General features: G+C 68.7%; 24 protein-coding genes. 12 read left to right on the top strand and 12 right to left on the bottom strand.

The genetic code is table 11. From position 1 onward, the window contains the following. Window positions 1–52 precede the first annotated feature (52 nt). Entirely contained in the window at window positions 53–505 is a 453-nt protein-coding gene (locus tag FB562_RS00720) for a MarR family winged helix-turn-helix transcriptional regulator (protein WP_141879389.1), read from the top strand. A gap of 107 nt (window positions 506–612) precedes the next feature. Then, window positions 613–1,197 (top strand): dihydrofolate reductase family protein, encoded by a 585-nt coding sequence (locus FB562_RS00715; RefSeq protein WP_141879388.1) that lies wholly within the window; start codon window positions 613–615, stop codon window positions 1,195–1,197. Here the strand turns inward: FB562_RS00715 and FB562_RS00710 are convergent. The 3 genes from FB562_RS00710 to FB562_RS00700 are packed head-to-tail and all read right to left on the bottom strand — an operon-like array spanning window position 1,169 to window position 2,757. Then, entirely contained in the window at window positions 1,169–1,429 is a 261-nt protein-coding gene (locus tag FB562_RS00710) for a Txe/YoeB family addiction module toxin (protein ID WP_141879387.1), read from the bottom strand. The genes FB562_RS00715 and FB562_RS00710 overlap by 29 nt on opposite strands. After that, window positions 1,426–1,677: a type II toxin-antitoxin system Phd/YefM family antitoxin gene (locus tag FB562_RS00705; RefSeq protein ID WP_141879386.1), complete on the bottom strand. Its 252-nt coding sequence runs from the start codon at window positions 1,675–1,677 to the stop codon at window positions 1,426–1,428. The genes FB562_RS00710 and FB562_RS00705 overlap by 4 nt, the downstream gene beginning before the upstream one ends. A gap of 57 nt (window positions 1,678–1,734) precedes the next feature. After that, a complete protein-coding gene (locus FB562_RS00700; RefSeq protein ID WP_141879385.1) occupies window positions 1,735–2,757 on the bottom strand; it encodes an LLM class flavin-dependent oxidoreductase in 1,023 nt (340 codons plus the stop codon). A 227-nt stretch (window positions 2,758–2,984) separates the two neighbouring features. On the opposite strand from FB562_RS00700, the gene FB562_RS00695 reads away from it, so the two are divergent. Both FB562_RS00695 and FB562_RS00690 read left to right on the top strand, forming a co-directional pair. Beyond that, complete coding sequence (locus FB562_RS00695) at window positions 2,985–3,608, top strand: DedA family protein (RefSeq protein ID WP_246081285.1); 624 nt, start codon at window positions 2,985–2,987, stop codon at window positions 3,606–3,608. A gap of 9 nt (window positions 3,609–3,617) precedes the next feature. Continuing rightward, on the top strand, window positions 3,618–3,992 hold the full coding sequence (locus FB562_RS00690) for a tryptophan synthase subunit alpha (protein WP_342777266.1): 375 nt from the start codon (window positions 3,618–3,620) through the stop codon (window positions 3,990–3,992). A gap of 101 nt (window positions 3,993–4,093) precedes the next feature. On the opposite strand, the gene FB562_RS00685 is transcribed toward FB562_RS00690, so the two are convergent. After that, window positions 4,094–4,846, bottom strand: a complete 753-nt coding sequence (locus FB562_RS00685) for an SDR family NAD(P)-dependent oxidoreductase (RefSeq protein ID WP_141879384.1) — start codon at window positions 4,844–4,846, stop codon at window positions 4,094–4,096. 157 nt (window positions 4,847–5,003) lie between these two features. Between FB562_RS00685 and FB562_RS00680 the strand changes: the two genes are divergently transcribed. After that, window positions 5,004–5,270: a mycoredoxin gene (locus FB562_RS00680; RefSeq protein ID WP_141879383.1), complete on the top strand. Its 267-nt coding sequence runs from the start codon at window positions 5,004–5,006 to the stop codon at window positions 5,268–5,270. A gap of 200 nt (window positions 5,271–5,470) precedes the next feature. Further along, window positions 5,471–6,394 (top strand): phosphodiesterase, encoded by a 924-nt coding sequence (locus FB562_RS00675; RefSeq protein ID WP_141879382.1) that lies wholly within the window; start codon window positions 5,471–5,473, stop codon window positions 6,392–6,394. 12 nt (window positions 6,395–6,406) lie between these two features. Here FB562_RS00675 and FB562_RS00670 read toward each other — a convergent pair whose 3' ends face one another. The 3 genes from FB562_RS00670 to FB562_RS00660 form a co-directional block, all read right to left on the bottom strand. Further along, window positions 6,407–7,897, bottom strand: coding sequence for a stealth family protein (locus FB562_RS00670; RefSeq protein WP_425459808.1), 1,491 nt, complete (start codon window positions 7,895–7,897; stop codon window positions 6,407–6,409). A gap of 142 nt (window positions 7,898–8,039) precedes the next feature. After that, window positions 8,040–8,570 carry a DUF1697 domain-containing protein gene (locus FB562_RS00665; protein WP_141879381.1) on the bottom strand — a complete coding sequence of 177 codons (531 nt, stop codon included), beginning with the start codon at window positions 8,568–8,570 and terminating at the stop codon, window positions 8,040–8,042. A 49-nt stretch (window positions 8,571–8,619) separates the two neighbouring features. Further along, entirely contained in the window at window positions 8,620–9,210 is a 591-nt protein-coding gene (locus FB562_RS00660) for a nitroreductase family protein (protein WP_141879380.1), read from the bottom strand. A gap of 107 nt (window positions 9,211–9,317) precedes the next feature. Here FB562_RS00660 and FB562_RS00655 point away from each other — a divergent pair, with 107 nt between their 5' ends. Further along, window positions 9,318–10,016 (top strand): histidine phosphatase family protein, encoded by a 699-nt coding sequence (locus FB562_RS00655; protein WP_141879379.1) that lies wholly within the window; start codon window positions 9,318–9,320, stop codon window positions 10,014–10,016. On the opposite strand, the gene FB562_RS00650 is transcribed toward FB562_RS00655, so the two are convergent. From FB562_RS00650 to FB562_RS00635, 4 genes are all read right to left on the bottom strand, one after another. Beyond that, a complete protein-coding gene (locus FB562_RS00650) occupies window positions 10,017–10,835 on the bottom strand; it encodes a DarT ssDNA thymidine ADP-ribosyltransferase family protein (protein ID WP_141879378.1) in 819 nt (272 codons plus the stop codon). Between the two features lie 45 nt (window positions 10,836–10,880). After that, the gene (locus FB562_RS00645) at window positions 10,881–11,585 is read right to left on the bottom strand and encodes an endonuclease/exonuclease/phosphatase family protein (RefSeq protein WP_141879377.1); all 705 of its coding nucleotides are present in this window, start codon (window positions 11,583–11,585) and stop codon (window positions 10,881–10,883) included. Window positions 11,586–11,649: 64 nt separating this feature from the next. Beyond that, window positions 11,650–12,576 (bottom strand): J domain-containing protein, encoded by a 927-nt coding sequence (locus FB562_RS00640; RefSeq protein ID WP_141879376.1) that lies wholly within the window; start codon window positions 12,574–12,576, stop codon window positions 11,650–11,652. Window positions 12,577–12,638: 62 nt separating this feature from the next. After that, window positions 12,639–14,387, bottom strand: a complete 1,749-nt coding sequence (locus FB562_RS00635; RefSeq protein ID WP_246081284.1) for a DUF2207 family protein — start codon at window positions 14,385–14,387, stop codon at window positions 12,639–12,641. Window positions 14,388–14,583: 196 nt separating this feature from the next. Here FB562_RS00635 and FB562_RS13700 point away from each other — a divergent pair, with 196 nt between their 5' ends. The 5 genes from FB562_RS13700 to FB562_RS00610 all read left to right on the top strand — a co-directional run bounded on the left by FB562_RS13700 (window position 14,584) and on the right by FB562_RS00610 (window position 20,937). After that, window positions 14,584–15,243, top strand: a complete 660-nt coding sequence (locus FB562_RS13700) for a DUF2510 domain-containing protein (protein WP_141879374.1) — start codon at window positions 14,584–14,586, stop codon at window positions 15,241–15,243. 272 nt (window positions 15,244–15,515) lie between these two features. Next, window positions 15,516–16,616, top strand: a complete 1,101-nt coding sequence (locus FB562_RS00625; protein WP_141879373.1) for a hypothetical protein — start codon at window positions 15,516–15,518, stop codon at window positions 16,614–16,616. Window positions 16,617–16,642: 26 nt separating this feature from the next. Beyond that, entirely contained in the window at window positions 16,643–17,410 is a 768-nt protein-coding gene (locus FB562_RS00620; RefSeq protein WP_141879372.1) for an IclR family transcriptional regulator, read from the top strand. A 111-nt stretch (window positions 17,411–17,521) separates the two neighbouring features. Continuing rightward, entirely contained in the window at window positions 17,522–18,736 is a 1,215-nt protein-coding gene (locus FB562_RS00615) for a 4-hydroxybenzoate 3-monooxygenase (RefSeq protein ID WP_141879371.1), read from the top strand. A 179-nt stretch (window positions 18,737–18,915) separates the two neighbouring features. Then, window positions 18,916–20,937, top strand: a complete 2,022-nt coding sequence (locus FB562_RS00610) for an NADPH-dependent 2,4-dienoyl-CoA reductase (protein ID WP_141879370.1) — start codon at window positions 18,916–18,918, stop codon at window positions 20,935–20,937. Between the two features lie 283 nt (window positions 20,938–21,220). On the opposite strand, the gene FB562_RS00605 is transcribed toward FB562_RS00610, so the two are convergent. Then, window positions 21,221–21,499 (bottom strand): iron-sulfur cluster assembly accessory protein, encoded by a 279-nt coding sequence (locus FB562_RS00605; protein WP_141879369.1) that lies wholly within the window; start codon window positions 21,497–21,499, stop codon window positions 21,221–21,223. Between the last annotated feature and the right edge of the window lie 127 nt (window positions 21,500–21,626).

Genomic DNA, 21,626 nt, shown 5'->3' with positions numbered 1-21,626 from the left:
AGCAATATACGCCTACTTACTTGAAGCGTCAACTATTTGATAGAATGTTTTCATGAACGACACCCCCTGGCTCGACGAGCGGCAACTTCGCGCCTGGAAGAACTTCGTCGCCGTCGTCGAACGGCTGCCCGGAGCGCTCGACAGTCAGCTGCAGCGCGACGCCGAACTCAGCCACTTCGAGTACTACGTGCTCGCCATGCTCAGTGAAGCGCCCGGCCGCACCCTGCGCATGACCGCCCTCGCCGACATGACCAACGCGACACTCCCCCGCCTCTCACACGTCGTCGCACGCCTCGAGAAGCGCGGCTACATCGACCGCAGCCAGTGCGCAGAAGACCGCCGCGCCACCAACGCGACGCTCACCGAACTCGGCTGGACCAAGGTCGTCGCCACCGCACCCGGGCACGTGCGCAACGTGCGCGCCAACGTCATCGACCGCCTCAGCGACGAACAGCTCGACCAGCTCGGCGCCATCGCCGAAGCACTGATGCCGCGCGAGGAGTAGCACGCCCGGCAGGTTGCCCCACGGCGCTCAAGTACGCCAATCGCATGCTCGAGCCCCGATGTGCAGCATCCGGTCTTAGAATCGCTCCACCAAGCTGGAGGTTCCGGATGCGCAAAGTGACGTATGCGATGAGCGTCTCGCTCGACGGTTACATCGCCGGGCCCGACGGCGGCTTCGACTGGGGTGCCCCCAGCGAAGACCTCTTTCGTTTCTATATTGATGAGATGCGGGATGTCGGGGTGCACCTGCTGGGGCGGCGGCTGTACGAGACGATGCTGTACTGGGAGGACCCCGCGCAGGCAGCGTCGTTCGACGAGGCGGAGCAGGAGTGGGCCACGCTGTGGAATCCGCTCCCCAAGGTTGTGTTCTCAACCACGCTGTCCGCCGTGGAGGGCAACGCCCGGTTGGCTTCGGGTGGCCTCGCCGAGGAGATCGAGCGGCTGCGATCCGAGCCTGGCGATGGCGACATCGCGATCGGCGGCGCAACCCTCGCCATCCAGGCCGCCGAGTTGGGGCTCATCGACGAGTATCAGGTCACCATCTGCCCGGTGCTGGTTGGTGGTGGCACTCCCTACTTCGCCCACAACGAGCGCCAGGTTGACCTCGCACTCGTCGAGACCCGCACCTTCGACTCGGGTGCGGTCTTCCTCCGCTACCGCGTGGTCAGTAGTGGTCGCGGGCCTGCAGGATGACGATGTGGGTGTCGGTGACGAGATAGACGAGGCGATTCGCCTCATCGATACGCCTCGACCACGCGCCCGAAAGGATGTGCTTGAGCGGCTCGGGCTTACCCGTGCCAGCGAATGGGTCTCGCATGATCTCCTGGATCAACGCGTTGACCCGCTTCAGAATTTTGCGGTCCTGACTCTGCCAGTAGGTGCAGTCCTCCCACCCGTCCCGGTCGAAGGCGAGCTGTCGACTCACGCCTCGTGCAGCTCGTGAGTCTCGAACTCGCCACGCCCGGCACGCTCGAGGGCGCCGAGTAGCCGCTCCGCGCCTTTCGCGTTGCGCAGCAGGTAGGCCGTCTCGGTGATCGCGTCGTAGTCATCCTTGGAGATGATGACGGCATTGCCATGCTTCGACACGACCTCGACCGGGGCATGGTCGTCGTTGACCTGCTGGATGAGGCCGAAGAGATTGCGCCGAGCATCGGTCGCCGTGATTGCAGACATAGGATCACTCCTTTCGAGTGGTACAAGAAAGCGTACCACTTTCACGACGACTATCTCCTAGCGCCAGCCCGCCGCCGGCGCCACGTACCGCACCACCGAGTCGAGCAGCCGGGCGTTGTAGTCGACACCCAACTGGTTGGGGATCGTCAGCAGCACCGTGTCAGCGGCCTGCACCGCAGCATCCGCCGCCAGCTCTTCCGCGATCTTGTCGGGCTCGCCGATGTAGCTGCGGCCGAAGCGCGCCAGCGTGCCCTCGAGCCGGCCGACCTGGTCCTTGCCGTCGACCTGGCCGCGCAGGCCGAAGTAGCGGCGGTCCTCGCCGGTGACGAGCGGGAACACACTGCGGCTGACAGACACGCGCGGCTGCCAGTCGTGGCCGGCGGCCGCCCACGCGTCGCGGTAGGCCCGGATCTGCTCCGCCTGCAACTCATCGAACGGCACACCCGTGTCCTCGATGAGCAGCGTGGAACTCATCAGGTTCATGCCCTGCTCGGCGGTCCAGACTGCGGTCGCACGGCTGCCGCTCCCCCACCAGATGCGGCGGGCAAGCCCCGGAGACTGCGGCTCGATCGCGAGCGCACCCTCCGCGCCGCCCGTCATCTGCGGGTTCGCGCGGGCCACCCCGGCACCATCGATCGCGGCACGGAACAGCCCTGTCTTCTCGCGGGCCGCATCCGCATCCGTCTGCCCGTCGCCCGCGGCATAGCCGAACGACTCGTAACCGTTGAGAGCCGTCTCGGGTGAACCGCGGCTGAGACCAAGCTGCAGTCGACCGCCCGAGATGAGGTCGGCGGCGGCCGCATCCTCGGCCATGTAGAGCGGGTTCTCGTAGCGCATGTCGATGACGCCCGTGCCGAGCTCGATGCGGCCCGTGCGCGCGCCCATCGCCGCCAACAGTGGGAACGGCGACGCCAACTGCGGCGCAAAATGGTGCACCCGCACGTACGCGCCATCGAACCCGATGTCCTCGGCGGCGACAGCCAACTCGATCGTCTGCAGCAGGGCATCGGATGCGCTGGTCACCAACGAACCGGGCACATCCTGATAGTGGCCGAACGACAGGAACCCGAGTTTCTTCATACCCGGTGCAGCGCCCGGGGCGGCGACGCTATTCCCGGGCCGGATGGTCACCTCCCCCGTGGCTTCTCCCGTGACTTCTCCTGTGGCGGCTGTGGTTTGTCGCGACGGCGGTGGAAAGTTCCGCAGCCGTCGCGACAAAGCACAGCCGCAGCCGCCACCGCCGCGACAAACCACAGCCGCAGCCGCCCCGCACCCGCTGTTCACCTTGCTCGGCTACTTCTTGTCGGGTGGATCAACTGATCGAGTGGGCGACGGATGCTGCGGGCTCACCGTGGGTGTACGCGATCGTCTTCGTGCTGACCGTGTCGGATGCGTTCCTGGTGGTCGTTCCGAGTGAGACGGTCGTCGTAGCCCTGGGCGCGCTCGCGCTGGCCACGGGCGAACCCGAGCTGGCCGTGCTCGTGCCGGTCGCGGCGGTGGCCGCCATCATCGGCGACAACCTCACCTATCTGCTGGGCCGCACCATGGGCGTGACCCGGTTCCGCTGGATGCGCCGCCCCCGCATCGTGGCCGTGTTCGCGTGGGCGTCACGCGCGCTCGGGCGGCGGGCGGCCGTCGTGATGCTGACGGCACGCTTCGTGCCGTTCGGGCGCATCGCCGTGAACCTGGTGGCGGGCGCGACGCGGTTCCGGTACCGCCACTTTCTGCCGCTGAGCGTGATCGCCGGATGCGGCTGGTCGCTCTACAACGCGCTCATCGGCGCCGCGTTCGGCACCTGGTTCCGCGAGAACCCGGTGCTGGCGGTCGTGCTGTCGATCGTGGTCGCCATCTCGCTCGGGCTGCTCGTCGACCAGGTGTCGGCGTGGGTCGCGCGGAGGCGGCTCTCAGGGTCTGAAGCCAAGCAGTCGTAGGGTGGAAGGATGACGGCGTCACAGCATCCGGAGCATGCAGGGCAGGCGGATGCTGCGCGCCTGCACCCGCACCCGGAACGCCTGCCGCGCGGTCGCGCCAGCCTCGAGCTGCTGCGCGCGGAAGCCGCCCAGGAAATCGACACGATCATCGAGGAGCGGCTGCACGGCGGCCAGGACCCGTGGCAGTTCATGGACGAACTGCCGAGCGTCGACGAGATGGTCGTGTACCTGCTGCGGGCGGATGCCATCAATGCGAACGAGGGGCAGCTTCCGTCGCCGACCCGCGAATACAGGGTGCTGCGTCAGATCGCCCTGCAGCATCCGGGGCTCACACCGACGGTGTGGCGGATGCTCGGGCGCGACGGATCACTCGAAGCCGGCTGAGCAAGACCGCTGAACCGAAACCCGCTGAGCAAGACAGCACAGGCCGGGCCCCACGAGGGAACCCGGCCCGCGCATCCGCCACCGCTAATAAGAGCTGCGTGTCAGATGCTCGTGTACGCGCCGTCGACCAGGTACTGCGCGCCGGTGACGAAGCTGGCCTTGTCGCTCAGCAGGAACAGTACGACCTCCGCGACCTCCTCCGAGGTGCCGAGGCGGCCGATCGGATGCTTCGCCACGAGCCCGTCGTAGGCCTCCTTGGGCAGGTTCGCCAGAAGGGGCGTGTCGATGTAGCCGGGGTGCACCGAGTTGACCCGGATGCCCTGCTCGGCATATCCGAGGGCGGTCGCCTTGGTCATCCCTGCGACGCCGTGCTTGGCCGCCACGTAGGGCACCGCAGTCGCGTCGCCCACGACGCCGAGGATCGACGAGGTGTTCACGATCGCGCCGCCGCCCGCCTTCAGCATTTCGGGGATCTGGTAGTGCATGCCGTAGAAGACGGAGTGCAGGTTGACGTCCATGAGGCTCAGGTAGCCCTCGATGTCGATGTCGGCGGTGAGGCCGAGCGGGCCGCCGATGCCCGCGTTGTTGAACGCGAGGTGCAGGGCACCGAACTCCGTGACCGCTGCGTCGACGACGGCCTTCACATCATCCGCCTTGCCGACGTTGCCGGCCACCGCGAGACCCCTGCCGCCCGCGGCGACGATCTCGTCGACCACAGCCTGTGCGACTTCCTGCTTGAGGTCGTTGACGACCACATTCGCGCCCTGGGCGCCGAGTGCGACGGCGACGGCCTTGCCGATGCCGGAGCCTCCGCCGGTGACGATCGCGGTCTTGTCCTCGAACTGCTTGGTCATGATGTCTCCCTCTTCGGGCCCGCGTGGGGCACTCTCTGCTGGCCGACCCGGTCAGTCTGTTCTCTTGATTCAACACCCCCGCACCAGAAACATTCCATGCATATGCATAAAGATTGCGGATGCTGTCCCAGCGCATCATTGCGGTTAGCCTCGAACCATGGCCACCCGCGAAGAATTCACCCCCACTGAGGGCATCACCATGTTCAGCACCACCTGGTGTGGTTACTGCCGAAACCTGAAGGGACAGCTCGACCGGGCCGGCATCCCCTACACGGAGGTCAACATCGAAGAGGTGGAGGGCACCGCGGAACTCGTGGCGGCCGTCAACGGCGGCAATCAGACCGTGCCGACCGTCATCTTCCCGGACGGCACGAGCGCCACGAACCCGTCACTCGCGGAGGTCAGCGCGCGCCTCTCCGCCTGAGTCGCGCACTCCCGAGTCGTTTTCGGCGGTCCGAGCCCGCGATGGCGGGCTCGGACCGCCGAAAACGGCTCGAACCCGCGAGCAACCCGAGCAACCCGAGCCACCCGGGCCGCTCCCCGGCACGAAGAGCACCCGAACTGGGGGCGAATCGCCGCAATTTGTTCACCACGCGTTGGCTACAAGGTGCTGGACTGTGTCGCATGAGTTACACGGCCGCGTACGCGCGCCCCGACCACTTCATCCTGCACCTCAGCGACACGCATCTGCTCGCCGGGGGCAGAAAGCTGTACGACACCGTCGACAGCGAGCAGCACCTGGCCGCTCTGTTCCGGCGGCTCGAGCAGTCGGGCGCCCGGCCGGAGGCGATCGTTCTCACCGGCGATCTGGCCGACCACGGCGAACCGGAGGCCTACCGCAACCTGCGGGCCATCGTCGAGCCGGCCGCCGAGCGGCTGGGCGCGCAGGTGGTGTGGGTGATGGGCAACCACGACGACCGCGGCGCCTTCCATGAGGGGCTCCTCGATGAGCCGGCGTCGACGGCTCCCGTCGACCGGGTGCACGACGTGAACGGGCTGCGTGTGATCGCGCTCGATTCGACCGTGCCAGGCCACCATCACGGCGAGATCAGTGACGCGCAGCTCGCCTGGCTTGCCGGCGTTCTGGAGACGCCCGCCCCGCACGGCACCATCCTCGCGCTGCACCACCCGCCGGTTCCGAGCGTGCAGGATCTTGCCGTGCTTGTGGAGCTCCGCGGCCAGGCCCCTCTCGCCCGTGTGCTCAGGGGCACGGATGTCCGCAGCATCATCGCAGGCCATCTGCACTATTCGACGACGGCGACGTTCGCGGGCATCCCTGTCTCGGTCGCATCCGCCACCTGCTACACGCAGGACATCGGCGGCCCGACGCGCAGCACACGACCTCAGGATGCTGCCCAGTCGTACAATCTCATCCACGTGTTCGACACGACGATCACGCATTCGGTGGTTCCTGTGGCCGGGCCGACGGCGCTCGGATTCACGTCGTCCGCCGAGACCGAGCGCATCCTCGCGAAGGCCGGCGTCAGCATCCCGCCGGCCGTGAACGCCCACGTGACGCCGCAGCCGGCGGCCGTGCCGATCGTCTAGAAGACGTCAGCCCTACTCGACGTCGGGGTTCTCCCACGGCGCGGGGATCGGGTAGTACTGCTCCAGGAAGCGGCGCACCTCGCGCTCCCGCTCGGCGGCGTCGAGCTCAGGGAAGCTGCCGTCGTTGAGGCAGAAGAAGTCGAGGTCGTGGCGGCGCAGCAGCCTGCGCATGTCGGCGACCCCCTGCCGTGCGGTGGTGTCGATGTAGCCGACGCGGGCGTCCTCCTGCAGCACCGCCCGCCCGGTCACGAACGCGTAGTAGTGGTACAGCGAGTTCGTCACCGAGACATCCGTCGCCTGCCGGAATGCCGCCGCAGCCGTGCGCGTGAACTCGGCCGGGAACTCCCGCTCGAGCTCCTCCACGACGGAGCGTCGCAGCGGGGTCGCCGCATGCTCCAGGTGGCGGGTGATGGTCACGCCGAAGCGCTCGCGCAGCAGCGCCCGGTTGACCCGCGCCGCGTTCTCGAAGCCGCTGCGGCCCTGATGCGATTCGCCCAGGCCGATACGCGTCGGCGCCTGGATGAACTTGGTCACCCCGCCGGGCGAGAAGAACATGCTCGGCGCCACCGGCCGACCGAAGAACATGTCGTCGTTGGAGTACAGGAAGTGCTCGCTGAGCCCCTCGATGCGGTGCAGCTGGCTCTCGACCGCGTGCGAGTTGTGGGTCGGCAGCACACTGGGGTCGGCGAAGAACTCCTCGCTGCGCACGAACGTGACTTTCGGATGCTCGGCCAACCACTCGGGCCGGGGCGAGTCGGTCGCCACGAAGATGCGCCGCACCCAGGGCGCGTTGACGTGCACCGAGCGCAGCGCGTAGCGCAGTTCGTCGAGCTGACGGAAGCGCGCCTCGTGATCGTCGCCCTCGCCGACGACGTAGCCGGCCATGCGGGCCGCCCGCTGCCGCTGCCAGTCGAGATCGGAGCCGTCGACCCACGAGAACACCATGTCGATGTCGAAGCGGATGTCCTCCACGAGCGGGTCGAACATGCCCTCAACGCTCGGCCAGTCCGTTCCGTCGCGCTGCACGTTCGTGCGCACGAGCTCCGCCGCGGGCGTGTGCCGGCGCATGAGCGCGTTCGGCGCGGGAGCGACGGCCTCATCGTCGCCGTGCCGCCAGAATTCGAGCCGAACGCCTTCACGCCAGCCGAGGCGCAGACCGCCGTGGTCGCCGACGCGCGGGCGGAACAGTGTGAAGGCCGGCGCATCCGGACGCTGCGACAGCAGCCCCTCGGAGAGCAGCACGGTGCGGTCGCCGCCGCGCGACGGCTTGTCGGCACGCCCGTAGAACGGCTCCCCCTTGCACGCCTCGGCGAGCGCGGCGGAGAGATCCTCACGCGATTCCCGGTCGACGGCGATGACCGGCCTCGCGTCATTGCCGCGCACCAGGATGAACGGGATCTCGGATGCGTCGAGCACGCCGCGCAGAAAGGCCAGATCCTGCCGCGCAGCCTCGGCGGGCGTGACTCCGCCCATGCGGAGCGCGATGCGGCCGCGGCGCTCCACGACGTTGTCGCGGGCTTCGAAGGCAGACGAAGAAGAATCAGTGAACAGGGTGGTCCAATCGTTGGAGCCGGGCGACCACTCAGAGGGCGCATCCGACCTTGAGCATAACCCCGGGCGGCTGTGAACGCGGGCGAGCGCGGTGCTACGCGGCGAGCGCGATCAGCTTGCGAACGGTTGCGAGGTTGCGGGCTGTGCCGGCGACCCCCAGCGCTTTCGCGAGGGCAGCCGAGTTCAGTTGGGCGCGACCGGCCCCGTCGGCGTACTGGATGAACTGCTCGCGGCCCGCCAACTGCCACTGGTCGGCGCCGCACGGCACGAGTCTCGCGCGGGCGATCGCATCCGGTGTCGGCTCCCCGACGAGAAAGTTCACGTACGAGAAGCGCTCCTCCACGACCTCGAAGGGGTAGCCCTCGAGCGCCGCGACCAGCTCATCGCGGCTGCGCGACATGACCTCACGAAAGAAGCCGAAGCGCTGCCGGATGCCCTCCTCGAGCGCCCGGTCGAAGGCATCCGGATGCCCCGGCACGGCGCACAGCAGATTGCCTGACGCGATGTAGGTGGCCACCTGGGTGGCGCCGAGCTCCTCGGCCAGCGCCCGCAGTTCTGCCATGGGCAGCTTTGCGGTGCCGCCGACGTTGACGGCGCGGATCAGGATGATGCGCTTGTCGCTCATGCGAACAGCATGCCACCCCGCACCGAGGCGCGCACGGGCGCGGGAGGGCTCAGTCGCGCCCGATGATCAGCTCGTCGAGCGGCCGGCGGCTGCGCGGCTGCACCTCGCGCTCGCGCAGCACCTCGTTGGTGAGCAGTTCCGGCCCGCCGAGCACGCCGAGCGCGGTGACGGAGAGGGGGCGCAGCGTCTCGTCCAGGCCGAAGGCGGCGCGCAGCCCGTCGACGAGGATGCCGCCCATCTGGTGCACGTGCAGCCCGTCGTGGTGCGCCTGCACGCTGAGGTGCGCGGCGGCCTGGCCGAGGTCGTACTCGGCGAACCTCATCGGCTTGCCCTCGGCATCCTGCGTCACGGCGATGTTCACGATGAGAACCGGGGCGGATGCGGCCCACACCTGGTTGAAGCCCATCAGGTTCTCGACGATGGTCGCATGCTCGGGGGTGCCGCGGCGGGCGACGACGAAGCGCCACGGCTGCGTGTTGCCGGCCGACGGCGACCAGCGGGCGGCCTCCAGCGCGGAGGTCAGCTGCTCCTGCGTCACCTCGACGGTGGTGTCGAACGAGCGGGGGCTCCACCTCTCGGCGAGCACCTCGACGATGGGGGCGCTGGTCTGGGCGGTGCGGCTGGGGATTGTGATCGACATTGTTGTTCTCCGTGGCTCGATGGGCGGTCGGTCGCCTTTGACCCAACTCCATACAACCGCATGAGTATCCGGGTATTCCCTCAGGCCCGCCGCCTATGGTGGAGACCATGCGTCTCCTCCTCATCCGCCACGGTCAGACCCCCGCCAATGTGCTCGGCCAGCTCGACACCGCACACCCCGGGCCGGGTCTCACGGAGCTCGGCCTGCGGCAGGCGGCGGCGATTCCGGATGCGCTCCAGCAGCAGCCCATCGACGCCCTGTATGCGTCGACCCTGCTGCGCACCCACCTCACCGCGGCACCCCTCGCGGGCGCTCGCGGACTCGACGTCGGCATCCGGCCCGGCCTGCACGAGATCGAGGCGGGCCGACTGGAGGGGCTGAACGACAAGCAGTCGGTGCGCGCCTACCTGGAGACCGTCTTCGCGTGGGGCAGCGGGCAGCTCGACGTGGCCATGCCGGGCGGGCCGAACGGTCACGACTTCTTCGGGCGCTACAACGACGACCTCTCAGCGATCGCCGGCTCCGGCGCGTCCGCGGCCGCCGTCGTCAGCCACGGCGCCGCCATCCGCGTGTGGGTGGCCGCCAATGCGCGCAACATCGACCCCATGTTCACGGCCGAGAACCCGCTCGAGAACACGGGCATCGTCGTGCTCGACGGCTCATTCGCCACCGGCTGGGATCTCGTGCAGTGGGCTGGTGAGCCGATCGGCGGCGCAGCGCTCGACGACCTGACGGCCGAAGACGCGACAGGCGAGACGCTGGGCGAAGCGAAAGCCGAAGCAGAGGCCACAGCCCCCGCAGAGTGACTACGCCTTGGCGAACCAGGGCGGGTGGATCGACACCCGCGGCGCGTGCGACGCCGAACGCAACGCCTCGCGCACCTCGTCACGCGCCCTGCTGTTGGCGACACCGATGAGCGAGATCGACTCGAACGGGAACGACTCCCACACGAGCAGTTCGGCGCGCGACAGCGGAGAGACATCGACGGATGCGTCGGCCCCCTCGTCTGCTGCGGCCATCTCGGCGGCCTCGGCGAGCATCCGGCGCAGCTCGCGCTCCCCCGCATCGGGGTCGACGGCGAAGCGCGTTCCCTCGGCGGCGGCGTCACCATCGGCGACCACCAGGTTCTCGCGCCCGGCCGCACCGATGGTGCTCACGAGCACAACGAAATCGGCGGGGGTGTGCGTGCGCGCCTCAGCGCTCAGACGCGGGTCGACGACACCGGAACGGATGCCCCGCCACAGCTGAGAATCAGGCGACACGAAGAACGGCACGAACTGGGCGACCTTGTTGTCGGCGCCATCACCATCGCCGACGGGCGCCTCGCGGCGCTCCTGCCGGGTGCTGCCCGACGAGATGTCGACCTCGGGGGCCGCACCATGGGCATCCGCCAGAAGGCCACCGGATGCGACGATGCGCTCAAGATTGCGGATGTGCGTCACATGAAAGATGCGCTGCTCGACGAGACTCACGGGCGGCTTCATGGGTGCGGCGTTGCGCGGCGAACGGCCCGAACCGCGGCGGGGCGTGGTGGAGCGCACAGGCTTGGGAGGCGCCGTCGGCGCAGCCTTCGGCGTGCACACATCGCACAACACTTCGTCGAGACCGTGAATGCACTCGCTCACGTCTGGTCCTCCACCCCGGCGACCGCACGGAACGGGCACCTACTCCTAGGCTACGTGCTGCTCGCGCCCCTCGTTCACCTGATCGCCGAAGTCAGCCGTCACAAGGATGGGCATGTGGTCGGATGTGCCGCGCGGCAGAGTCTCGACATTGTCGATCTGCAGACCGATCGAGGTGGCCAGATCGAAGTGCCCACGAAAGAACTTGTAGCGGGTGTAGGTGCGGTTGTCGCTGAGCGTGAGGTCATAACCGGATGCGACGATGCGCCTGCTCAGCTGGTTCTTGAAGATGGGGTAGTTGAAGTCGCCGACCATGAGCGTGGGCAGCCCCGGGCCCATGTCGTGCAGCTGCTCATGCGCGGACCGGATCTGCTCGCGGCGCAACGAATTGAGCGCCGTCAACGGTGCCGCATGGAACGACGCGGCAATGAACTCGCGCCCGCTCTCCAGATCGGTGAGGCGGCTGGCGAGCAGCCGCTCATGAGCCGGCTTCATCACGTGGTCGTGCAGCGACTTCTTCAGCTCGAACGCCTTCGTCGCTGTGCAGGTGAACTTCTCACTGCGGTAGTACAGCGCAAGGCCCAGCCTGTTGCGGCGCGTCGAATCGGCCAGACGCAGGCCGCCGACCTCCTCCATGAGCGTCGTCGTGTCCGACTCCTGCAGGCACAGCAGATCGGCCTCGAAACGGTTGACGAGGTCAGAGAGTTCCCCGCTGGCACGGTTGTTTCGCAGGTTGTAGCTGATGATCTTCACGTGGATTTTTCCCCGGGGTTCGTTGCTTCCACCATAGGCCCGCAAGGCCGACAGCCCACACAGGCTATTCAGCGAATCTCACGGCCTCCTGCAGGCGCGTGCGCACCTCGAACAGTTCGGTGCCGCCCAGCTGCGGCGCCCCGTCGAGGCCCGCACGCATGAGGCCGGGCAGTCGCGAACGGTGCACGACCGCTGTGGCGATTCCGCGCATCCGGCCCACTGTGAGCGCCTCGTCGATGGCGTCGTCGGGCACCACGATGGCGAGCGTCGTGAAGCGCACGCGGGCCGCCCGCGCGACCGCCTTGGCACGCACCGCGAGATCATGCAGCGGCCTCTCGCCGGCCGCGAGCACGTCGCCGACGACCTCGTTGCGCCGGATGCCGATCTCGCCGCCCCAGTCCTCCGACTGCACGGCGAAGAGGCCGCTCGGCCCGAGAACGATGTGGTCGAGCTTGGCGGGCACGACGGCGGCATTCGTGGCCACGTCATGCCACAGGGTGAACCCGATTCCGAGCTCGGCGAGCTGGGTGGCGGTCGCCTCCTCGGCGAGCGCATCGGCCAGCAGATGGCGGATGTCGCGCGGCGCCGAGCGCACCAGGTCGGCGGCGTACGGGTCGGCGAGGGGCACACCGCGGCCCACCCATTCGCGCATCAGCGTGAGATAGCGCTCACGATTGTGCCCGCCCGGATGCCCGAAGGCGCGGGCGGCAGGGCGGCTGTCACGAGGCTTGCGCGGCGCGGCGGGTGCCCAGCTTGCGCGGCTCCGCTCGGTGGGCGCACCCTTGCCGCGATCCCAGGCGGCGCGGGCCTGCGGGGTCCCGATGAGCTCCCAGGCGTGCTGCACGGCGTGGAAGCGCTTCGGGTCGCCGCCCGTATCCGGGTGCGTCTTGCGGAGCATCAGACGATACGCCCTGCGCAGTTCGTCGTCACTCGCGCCGGGGTGCACGCCGAGGGTCTCGTACGGAGACGGAGTGAGAGGACTGCGGGGCACCGTACAAGGGTAGCGTCGACTTCTCGCGCGTCACCCGAGGCTGCGCCCCCGGATGTGCGGGGTCAGACGCCGCCCCCGCCTCCGCCTCCTCCGCCACCGCCCGCCATGGCCCCACCGGAGGAGCCACCGCTCGACGCGCTGTAGGAGGAGGCCGTGCTGGTGGCGACGGAACCGATGCTGCTCGCGAAGAGCACCGCGTTGAACCCGCTGTGCCCCGCATACCAGCCGGGCTGGGTTCCGAGGTTCTCATAGTGCACCCCGAGCTCCTGCGCCCAGCGCTTCTCATGTCCGAACAGCATGGCGTAGGGCAGCAGGCGCTCGTTCAGCTTCACCAGCTGCGCCTCGTCGTCGGTGGCGATCGGCTCACGCAGCGCCCCCTCCGGCGACTGCAGGAAGCGGATGCGGTCAGCCTCGGCGAGCGCGATGTACTGCTCCAGCCCGGTCAGGTACTCCTTGAGTTCCACACCCTTCTCATCGAGCGGTGTGCGGAACAGCAGGATGCAGGCCACGACGACCGCCGTGATGGAGGCGCCCAGGAAGAGGCCCGGCCATGCCCCGCCGTACGCCTGATCGAGTGAGATGACGGCGAACAGCGCGCCGACGACAGCCGCGACAGCGGTGAAGCCCAGCACGGCCGAGATCGCGCCGGCCCGCACCTTGCGGCGATAACCCTGCGTGACAGCATCCTTCGGCACTGTCGCCACAAGCTTCGCGATGCGGCCGGCCGCCGTGCTGTCGGCCTTGCCGAGTTCGCGGTGCTCACCCGGGGTGAGTTCCTTGCCGAAGAGGGCATGCAGCATGCCGCGCTCGTAGTCGCCCGCGCCGTCGGCGGTGACGAAATCGAGGCGATAGCGGCCCTTCTTCCCTTCCTTGACGGAGCCGAGCTCGACGATGCGGATGTTGCCGGCGACGGCGAGCGCGATGATCTGCGCGGGAGTCTGGTGCGCCGTCTTTCCTGCCACGAGCGCCGACATGAGCACGCCGACGCCTTTCGGGGGCAGATATTCGGGCACGATGATGCCGCGGCCGGGGGCGTCGCGCAGCCGCGTGGCGCGCAGCACGCCCGCACCGCCCACCCCGAGAAGGGCCAGCAGCGCAGCGCCGAGCGACACCGACGGCCACGGCGCGGCGCCGAAACCGCCGTCGCGTGCCTCGAAGGTTCCCGGCTCGAAGCCGATCGCGAAGGTGAGCGTCTCACCCGGGCTGAGATCGTGGGCCGCAAAGCTCAGCCCATCGACCGTCGCGGGCTGCGCCTCACCCGCCGAACCGGAGACGGCCGTGACATCGCCGGTGAGCCGCGCCTCGAGCGACGCCTCGAGCTGAACGGTGGCCGTCACCTCGCCGAACTGCTGCGACCAGTCGACGCCGTTGACATCCCAATAGAACTCGTCGGCATCCGTGTCGGAGAAATACCGGGTCACATCCTGTTGCGTGTACTCGATCACATACGTCTGCTCGCCGTGCACATAGTCGTCACCGGCGATCGTGAGTTCCTCGCCGTCGAGCTCATACTCGCGCGGCTGGCCGGCCTCATCGACTACGGAGACAACGTTCAGGCCCGTCGGATGACCGTCATAGCGATCGACAAGGATGCGCCGGATGCCCCGATTCTGGTCGAAATCAGGGAACACGGCCACGATCGTCTCGACCACCCGCAGCGTCGACCGGCCCTCAGCATCCGTGCCCAAGTGGTACTGGCCGTCGAAACTGGCGAAACTGAAATCGTCGACATCGGCGGATGCGGCAGTCGCGGGCAGCAGACCGACAGCGAGGCCCAGCGCGGCAGTGATCACGAGGATGAGTCTCTTCACCCACCCCACGATAGGCGCGGATGCCGGCGCGGCGCCTCCTCCCGTCGGGTTACACCGTGCGACGGATGCGGCCGGCTGAGGGCCAGTCGTAGCCTCTGGCCAAGAAACTGTTACGAATCTGTGCGATTCCTCCCCCCGATGGGGGCGGTCGAGCGGTAAGACTTGAGTCAACCCACAGAAAGGTCGTCGTCGCGCCATGCCGGATCTGCAGCACATCCGACTCCCGGCCGGGTGGTACCCCGATCCTGATGGCGGCGATCACCGGCGCTGGTGGGACGGCAAGGCCTGGACGCAGCACACGGCACCCTTCCAGCGACCCGCGCCCGTCTACGACGTCGACGACCTCGCCGAACTGCGGGCGAAGGATGCCGTGGTCGGCTCCGTGAAGGCGCCACGACGCATCCGCACCGCCGTTCGCATCGGCGGCAAGCTCGCCGCGCTCGCGCACAAGCTGCCGTTCTCGCGGCCGCGCGACGACGAGCAGGAGGCGGCCGAGGCCTCGGCTGAGGCTGGGACTGAGACCGGAGCTGGGGCTCCCGCGAAGGCGGCACCGCGACCGCGCAGCACGCCGGCCCGCGCCGCGAAGGCCGCACCCGCCGCGAAGAAGAGCACGGGCGCCGCCGCGAAGGATGCCCCGGCGAAGGCTGCTGCGAAGGCGGCAGCGAAACCCGCCGCGAAGCCGAGCAAGGCCACGCTCGCCGCGAAGGGTTCCACGGTGACGACCCGCACGCCATCGAAGCGCACCCAGCCGAAGAGTAGCCAGCCGAAGCGCACCCCGGCGCAGACCACGGATGCCACAGCCAAGGCGGCGCGCCCGGCGGCGAAGACCTCCGCCCGCGGCCGCCACTCGCTGTAACCCGCTGTAGCTCGCTGCCGCCCGCCCGCGGCGCGCACTCCCTGCCCCGACGGCTGTGTTTTGTCGCGACGGCTGCGGAAAGTTCCGCAGCCGTCGCGACAAAACACAGCCGTGGCGACCACCGCAGGAGGTGGGGCCGCGGGCACGGGAGGCCGAGCAACGCGGGGTGCGGTCGCGACGTTTTCTCAGCCTCCCTCACTTAGGGGATTCCCTCGCGGTATATTCGGCCGCTATCCTGAGCTGTCAAGGCACAGACCGGAGGGGGAACCGGCGTGAGTAACGAGCCTTTCGGATATCCGAGCGCTCCAGATCCGCACGCGCAACTGCGTGCGCAACTGCAGGCGCAGCAGGCTGCCGCGCAGCAGGCATCCGCGCAGTACCCGTCGGGCCAGCTGGCCCCGCAGGAGCTGGGCGGTCTTCCCGCGCCACAGCCTGTCGCGCCCGGGAACCAACCGCTCGCCAACAGCGATCTCAGCGAGGACGCCTGGAAGGCATCCCTCCCCTCCTGGGGCGGCCCCATCAACATCGGGCCCGCCTCCCCCACCGCGGTGGCGCCCCCAGCGGTGACACCCGCCGCGAGCCAAGCGCCTCAGATGCAGGCAGCCCCCATGCAGACAGCCCAGACGCAGGCGGCCCCGGCCGCGCCCGCATTCCCCGTCGCTCCCGCCCCGGTTCCGCCCAGCAGCCTGCTCGGCACCGGCTTCGGCCTCGGCCCGGCCAAGCTCTCCGGCGGCCAGACGCTGCCCGCGATCGACCCCAGCAGCGACGCCGCGGGGCTCACGCAGCACACCCTCACCCGCACCTCGGGCGGGTTCCCTGTCGCTGCCGCGCCCGGAGCATCCGTCGCCCCTCCGCGCACGAGCGCGTACCAGAACTGGACCCCACCGCCCAGCACAAGCAACACTGCCGCCGTCTGGTGGCTCGTGGTCTCTCCCATCATCTTCTCTGTGCTGATGGTCGTCCTCGCCGTCCTGGCCTTCGGGCCGACCTTCATCGCCGTTCTGGCGGAGCTCGTACAGAATCCGGATGCCGCCTCCGCAGCGGTTCCGGCCTCATTCGTCGAAACCTACCTGGGGTTCCTCGGAGTCAACGCCGTCGCCAGTTTGGTGTTCCTGGTCGCGAGCATCTGGCTCGGCTACCGCGACCGCCAGGCGCTGAACCAGCTCGGCTTCACCGCCGCCGCATCCCCCTGGTGGATGCTGCTGTCGATGTTCATCTACCTGATCGTGCGCACCGTGCACGTGCGCAGGGTCACCGGCGGAGGCCAGGCGCCGCTCGTCGTCTACATCCTCGTGTACGTGCTCCCGCCGATCCTGCTGTCCGTCGGAATCGTCGTGCTCATGGTGATGACGGCAGGCACGACACTCTCGTAGCGGCGACGCCGTGAGACGCTAGGGGCATGGCGAACTCCCCGAGCGGTGACTCCCTCATCAGCAGGGTCGTGCGCATCCTCGAGACCTTCGACACCGACCGCAGCAGCCGAAGCATCAGCGACATCGCCCGCCGCACCGGACTGCCCGCATCCACCACCCACCGTCTCGTCGGCGAACTCGCCGAATACGGCCTGCTCGAGCGCGACGAACGCGGCAACGTGCACGTCGGCATGCGACTGTGGGAGCTCGCCATGCGCGGTTCACAGGCGCTGCGGTTGCGCCAGATCGCGACCCCGTTCATGGAGGATGTGCAGGCGAAGGTGCGCCAGCACACGCAGCTGGCCGTGCTCGAAGACGATGAGGCGCTGTTCATCGAGCGGCTCAGCGACCGCAACTCGGGCGCCAACATCACGCGCATCGCGGGGCGCCTGCCGCTGCACGCCTCCTCCTCGGGGCTCGTGCTGCTCGCCTACGGTGAGCACGAGCTCCAGCAGCGGGTGCTCGACGGGCCGCTCGTGCCGCGATCGGCCGAGACGATCGTCGACCCGGATGCCCTCAGAGTGAAACTCGCCGAGATCCGCAGTCTGGGCCACGCGATCGCGCCCGGCTACATCGCACCGGAGTCGACGGGTATCGCGGTGCCCGTGCGGGTGCCCGGCGGTGCCGTGCTGGCAGCGCTCTCGGTTGTGCTGCCGCGCGAGGAGACGCGGCACGAGTCGACGATCCTGCTGCTGAAGGCGGCGGCGCAGGGGATGTCGCAGGCCATGCGAGCGCAGCAATCCATATCCCATTGAATGAGATTTAGCTTGGGCTCTGCTGCCGGCGTGCCCAGAATGATGCTCACGGCACAGCACACGCGACAGCCCACGATCGCAGTGCGCGACCGCAGAGACAAGGAAGTCCCCATGGCAACACCCATCCGCACCCAGGTCGGCATCATCGGCGCAGGCCCCGCAGGTCTGCTCCTCTCGCACCTCCTCGACCGCGCCGGAATCAGCTCCGTCGTCATCGACAAACGCAGCCGCGACGACATCGAGAAGACCATCCGCGCCGGAATCCTCGAACAGGGCACCGTCGACGTGCTCGTAGGTACAGGCGTCTCCGACCGCGTGCTGCGCGAAGGCCACAAACATGACGGCATCGAACTGCGCTTCAAAGGCGAAGGCCACCGCATCGACTTCCCCGCGCTCGTCGGACGCTCCGTGTACCTGTACCCGCAGCACGAAGTTCTCAAAGACCTGGTCGCCTCGCGCCTCGCCGCCGGCGCCGACATCCGCTTCGAAGCATCCGACGCCGAACTGCACGGCCAACTGAGCGACACCCCCACCATCACCTTCACGGATGCCCAGGGCACCGAACACGAGATCCAGTGCGACTTCATCGCCGGCACCGACGGCTCGCAGAGCATCGCCAGGCGCAGCATCCCGGATGCCGACCGCCGCGACTACTTCAGGGCCTACCCCTTCGCATGGTTCGGAATCCTGTGCGATGCCGCCCCCAGCAGCGACGAGCTCATCTACTCGGCCGCGGACCGAGGCTTCGCGCTCATCAGCCAGCGCAGCGAAACCGTGCAGCGCATGTACTTCCAGGTGCCCACCGACACGAAGACCGACGACTGGAGCGACGCCCGCATCTGGGACGAACTGCAGGCCAGGGTTGACGGCGTCGACCTCCTGGAGGGGCCCATCTTCCAGAAGGATGTGCTGCAGTTCCGCAGCTACGTCTGCGAAACCATGCGGCACGGGCGCCTGTTCCTCGCCGGCGACGCCGCCCACACGGTGCCGCCCACCGGCGCGAAAGGCATGAACCTGGCCATCGCCGACGTGCTCGTACTGGCGGATGCGATGGGCGCCTACTACGACAACGGCAGCACCGAAAAACTCGACGGCTACGCCGACACCGCACTGCGGCGCGTGTGGCGCGGCCAACAGTTCTCCTACTGGATGACCTCCATGCTGCACGCCACCCCCGACGAGCAGCCCTTCGACCGGCAGCGCCGCTACGGCGAACTCGAAACCGTCACCAGCTCGGAGGCGGGGCGCACGTACCTGGCCGAGGCGTATACGGGTTGGCCCTTCGACGTGGGTTACAACTCTCCAGCGAGTAGTCCTGCGGGCTGAGGGAGCGCCGTCCACGGCGCTCGTCTCGAAGCCCAACCCCCGAAACAACTCAGAGGGCACCACCTCGACCGGCGGCTTCGCAACGGAATCGACAACCGGGGCACACGCATCCGCCCGTTCCGCTGTGGACGCCGCGCAATGACGTGGCGCCTGCGGCCCGCCTCGCCATACTTGAGGGCATGACGACGTCGTTTCCCCGCCTGCTCGCGCCCCTCGATCTGGGGTTCACGTCGCTGAAGAATCGGGTCATCATGGGCTCGATGCACACGGGCCTCGAGGACCGCGCCCGCGACGTGCCGCGCCTGACCGCGTTCTTCACGGAGCGCGCCCGCGGTGGCGTCGCCCTCATCGTGACGGGCGGTTTCTCGCCGACGCTGCGCGGCACGCTCATGCCGTTCGCCGCGAAGTTCACGACCCGGCTGCAGGCCAGGCGGCACAGGGTGATGACCGACGCCGTGCACGCGGAGGGCGCCAAGATCGCCCTGCAGGTGCTGCACGCCGGACGCTATGCCTACCACCCGTTCAGCGTCTCCGCATCCGCCATCAAGTCGCCGATCACGCCGTTCCGTCCGCGCGCGCTCAGCAGCCGCGGCGTCGCCCGCACCGTTCGCGCTTTCGCCCGCGCCGCGCGCCTCGCCCGCGAGGCCGGCTACGACGGCGTCGAGATCATGGGCGGCGAGGGGTACCTGATCAACCAGTTCCTGAGCGAACGAACCAACACGAGAACGGATGCCTGGGGCGGCACCCCCGAGAAGCGTCGCCGTTTCGCCGTCGAGATCGTGCGCCAGAGTCGCGCGGCCGCCGGGCCCGACTTCATCATCCTGTACCGCCTCTCCATGGCGGATCTCGTCGAGGGCGGGCAGGAGTGGAACGACATCGTCACGCTCGCGCGTGAGGTGGAGGCGGCCGGGGCGACGATCATCACGACCGACATCGGTTGGCACGAGTCGAGGGTGCCGACGATCGTGACGAGTGTGCCGCGGGCCGCATTCGCCGATGTGACGGAGAAGCTGGCGCGTGAGGTCAGCATCCCCGTGGCGGCCGCCAACCGCATCAACATGCCGGAGGTCGCGGAGGAGATCCTGTCGCGCGGCAGCACCGCGCTCGTCGCCATGGCGCGGCCCATGCTCGCCGACCCGGGCTGGGTGCTCAAGGCGCAGGCCGGGGCATCCGATCTCATCAACACCTGCATCGCCTGCAACCAGGCCTGCCTCGACCACACCTTCGAACGCAAGGAGGCGAGCTGCCTCGTCAACCCGCGCGCCGGGCGGGAGACGACGCTCGTGCTGGCGCCCACGCGGCGGCGGGGGCGCATGGCCGTCGTCGGTGCGGGCCCGGCCGGGCTGTCGGCGGCGCTCGGGCTGGCGCAGCGCGGGCACGCCGTCACGCTGTTCGAGGCGGGCGAGCGCATCGGCGGGCAGTTCGGCATCGCCCAGCGCATTCCCGGCAAGGAGGAGTTCGCCGAGACGATCCGCTACTTCACCCGGCAGCTCGCCGAGAACGGCGTCGACGTGCGCCTCAGAACGCGCGCCACAGCATCCGAACTCAGCGGCTTCGATGAGGTCGTCATCGCCACGGGGGTACGGCCGCGCGTTCCCACAATCGACGGCATCGACCACCCGTCCGTCATCAGCTACCCGGATGCGGTGCTCGGCAGGAAGGCGGTCGGCCGGCGGGTGGCCGTGATCGGCGCAGGCGGCATCGGCGTCGACGTGAGCGAGTTCCTCAGCCACGACAGCTCCGCCACCCTCGACCTCGCCGAATGGCAGCGCGAATGGGGTGTCACCCCCGACCCGGCGGATGCTGCGGGCTCGCTCACGAAACCGCAACCGTCACCATCACCGCGAGAGGTCGTGCTGCTGCAACGCAAGCCCGGCCGCATCGGCGCAGGGCTCGGCAAGACCACCGGATGGGTGCACCGGGCGTCGCTGAAGCACAAGCAGGTGCGGCAGATCTCCGGCGTCAGCTACGACCGCATCGACGACGACGGGCTGCACATCACCCACGCGGACGGCACCCGGGCCGCGATCGCCGTCGACTCGATCGTCATCTGCGCCGGGCAGGAATCGGTGCGCGAACTCGCCGACGAACTCATCGCATCCGGGGTCACCCCGCATGTCATCGGAGGTGCGGATGTCGCGGGCGAGCTCGACGCGAAGCGCGCCATCGAGCAGGGCACGCGACTCGCGGCCCGGCTCTGAGGTGCCCCGGCTCGCTTGCGGGTGAGGTTTCGAGACGCTCGTTCCTCGCTCCTCAACCAGCAAAATGACCCGCTGGTCGAGGTGCACGAGCGCGGAGCGATCGCGCAGTCTCGAGACCGGCCCCCGGGGCAACCCGCTGGTCGAGGTGCACGAGCGCGGAGCGATCGTGCAGTCTCGAGACCGGCCCCCGAATCGCCCACCGGACACTTCGCGACAGAGCAGCCAAGTGCACTGGTACATCCGTGTCGCGAAGTGTCAGGCGGGCGGGGTCGAGTCGCTGCCCCTACTGCTGGCCGACGGCGAAGCTGACGGAGCCGTCGCTGGCGACCTGGGCATCCAGAACCTTGTCGGAGAGCACGAGTGTGGCACCTTCGTCGAGGTAGACGCGCGCGCCGTCCTGCTCGATGACGGCGTCGGCCGGCTCGGGTGCTTCGGCGATTCCCACCCCGAGCTCGGCGCCCGTCTCGGGGGCGTTGATGCGCAGGCCGACGGTTTCGGCGCCCGGGTTCTGGTCGATGATCGCCTTGACGATGTTGCTGGCGGTGTCGGTCAATGTGAGCATGTTGCTGCCTTTCGGATCGCGATCGAATCCTCCACGTTTCAGCACGGGGGCGGCAGCCACAAGCTCGGGGGCGGGACTCTGCGCGAACTCTGCGGCGATTCTGCGCGGATTCACACCTTCGGCGGCC

Source organism: Homoserinimonas aerilata (genome assembly GCF_006716125.1).
Taxonomy (GTDB): Bacteria; Actinomycetota; Actinomycetes; order Actinomycetales; family Microbacteriaceae; genus Homoserinimonas; species Homoserinimonas aerilata.
This window is presented reverse-complemented; position numbering and strand designations above follow the sequence as displayed.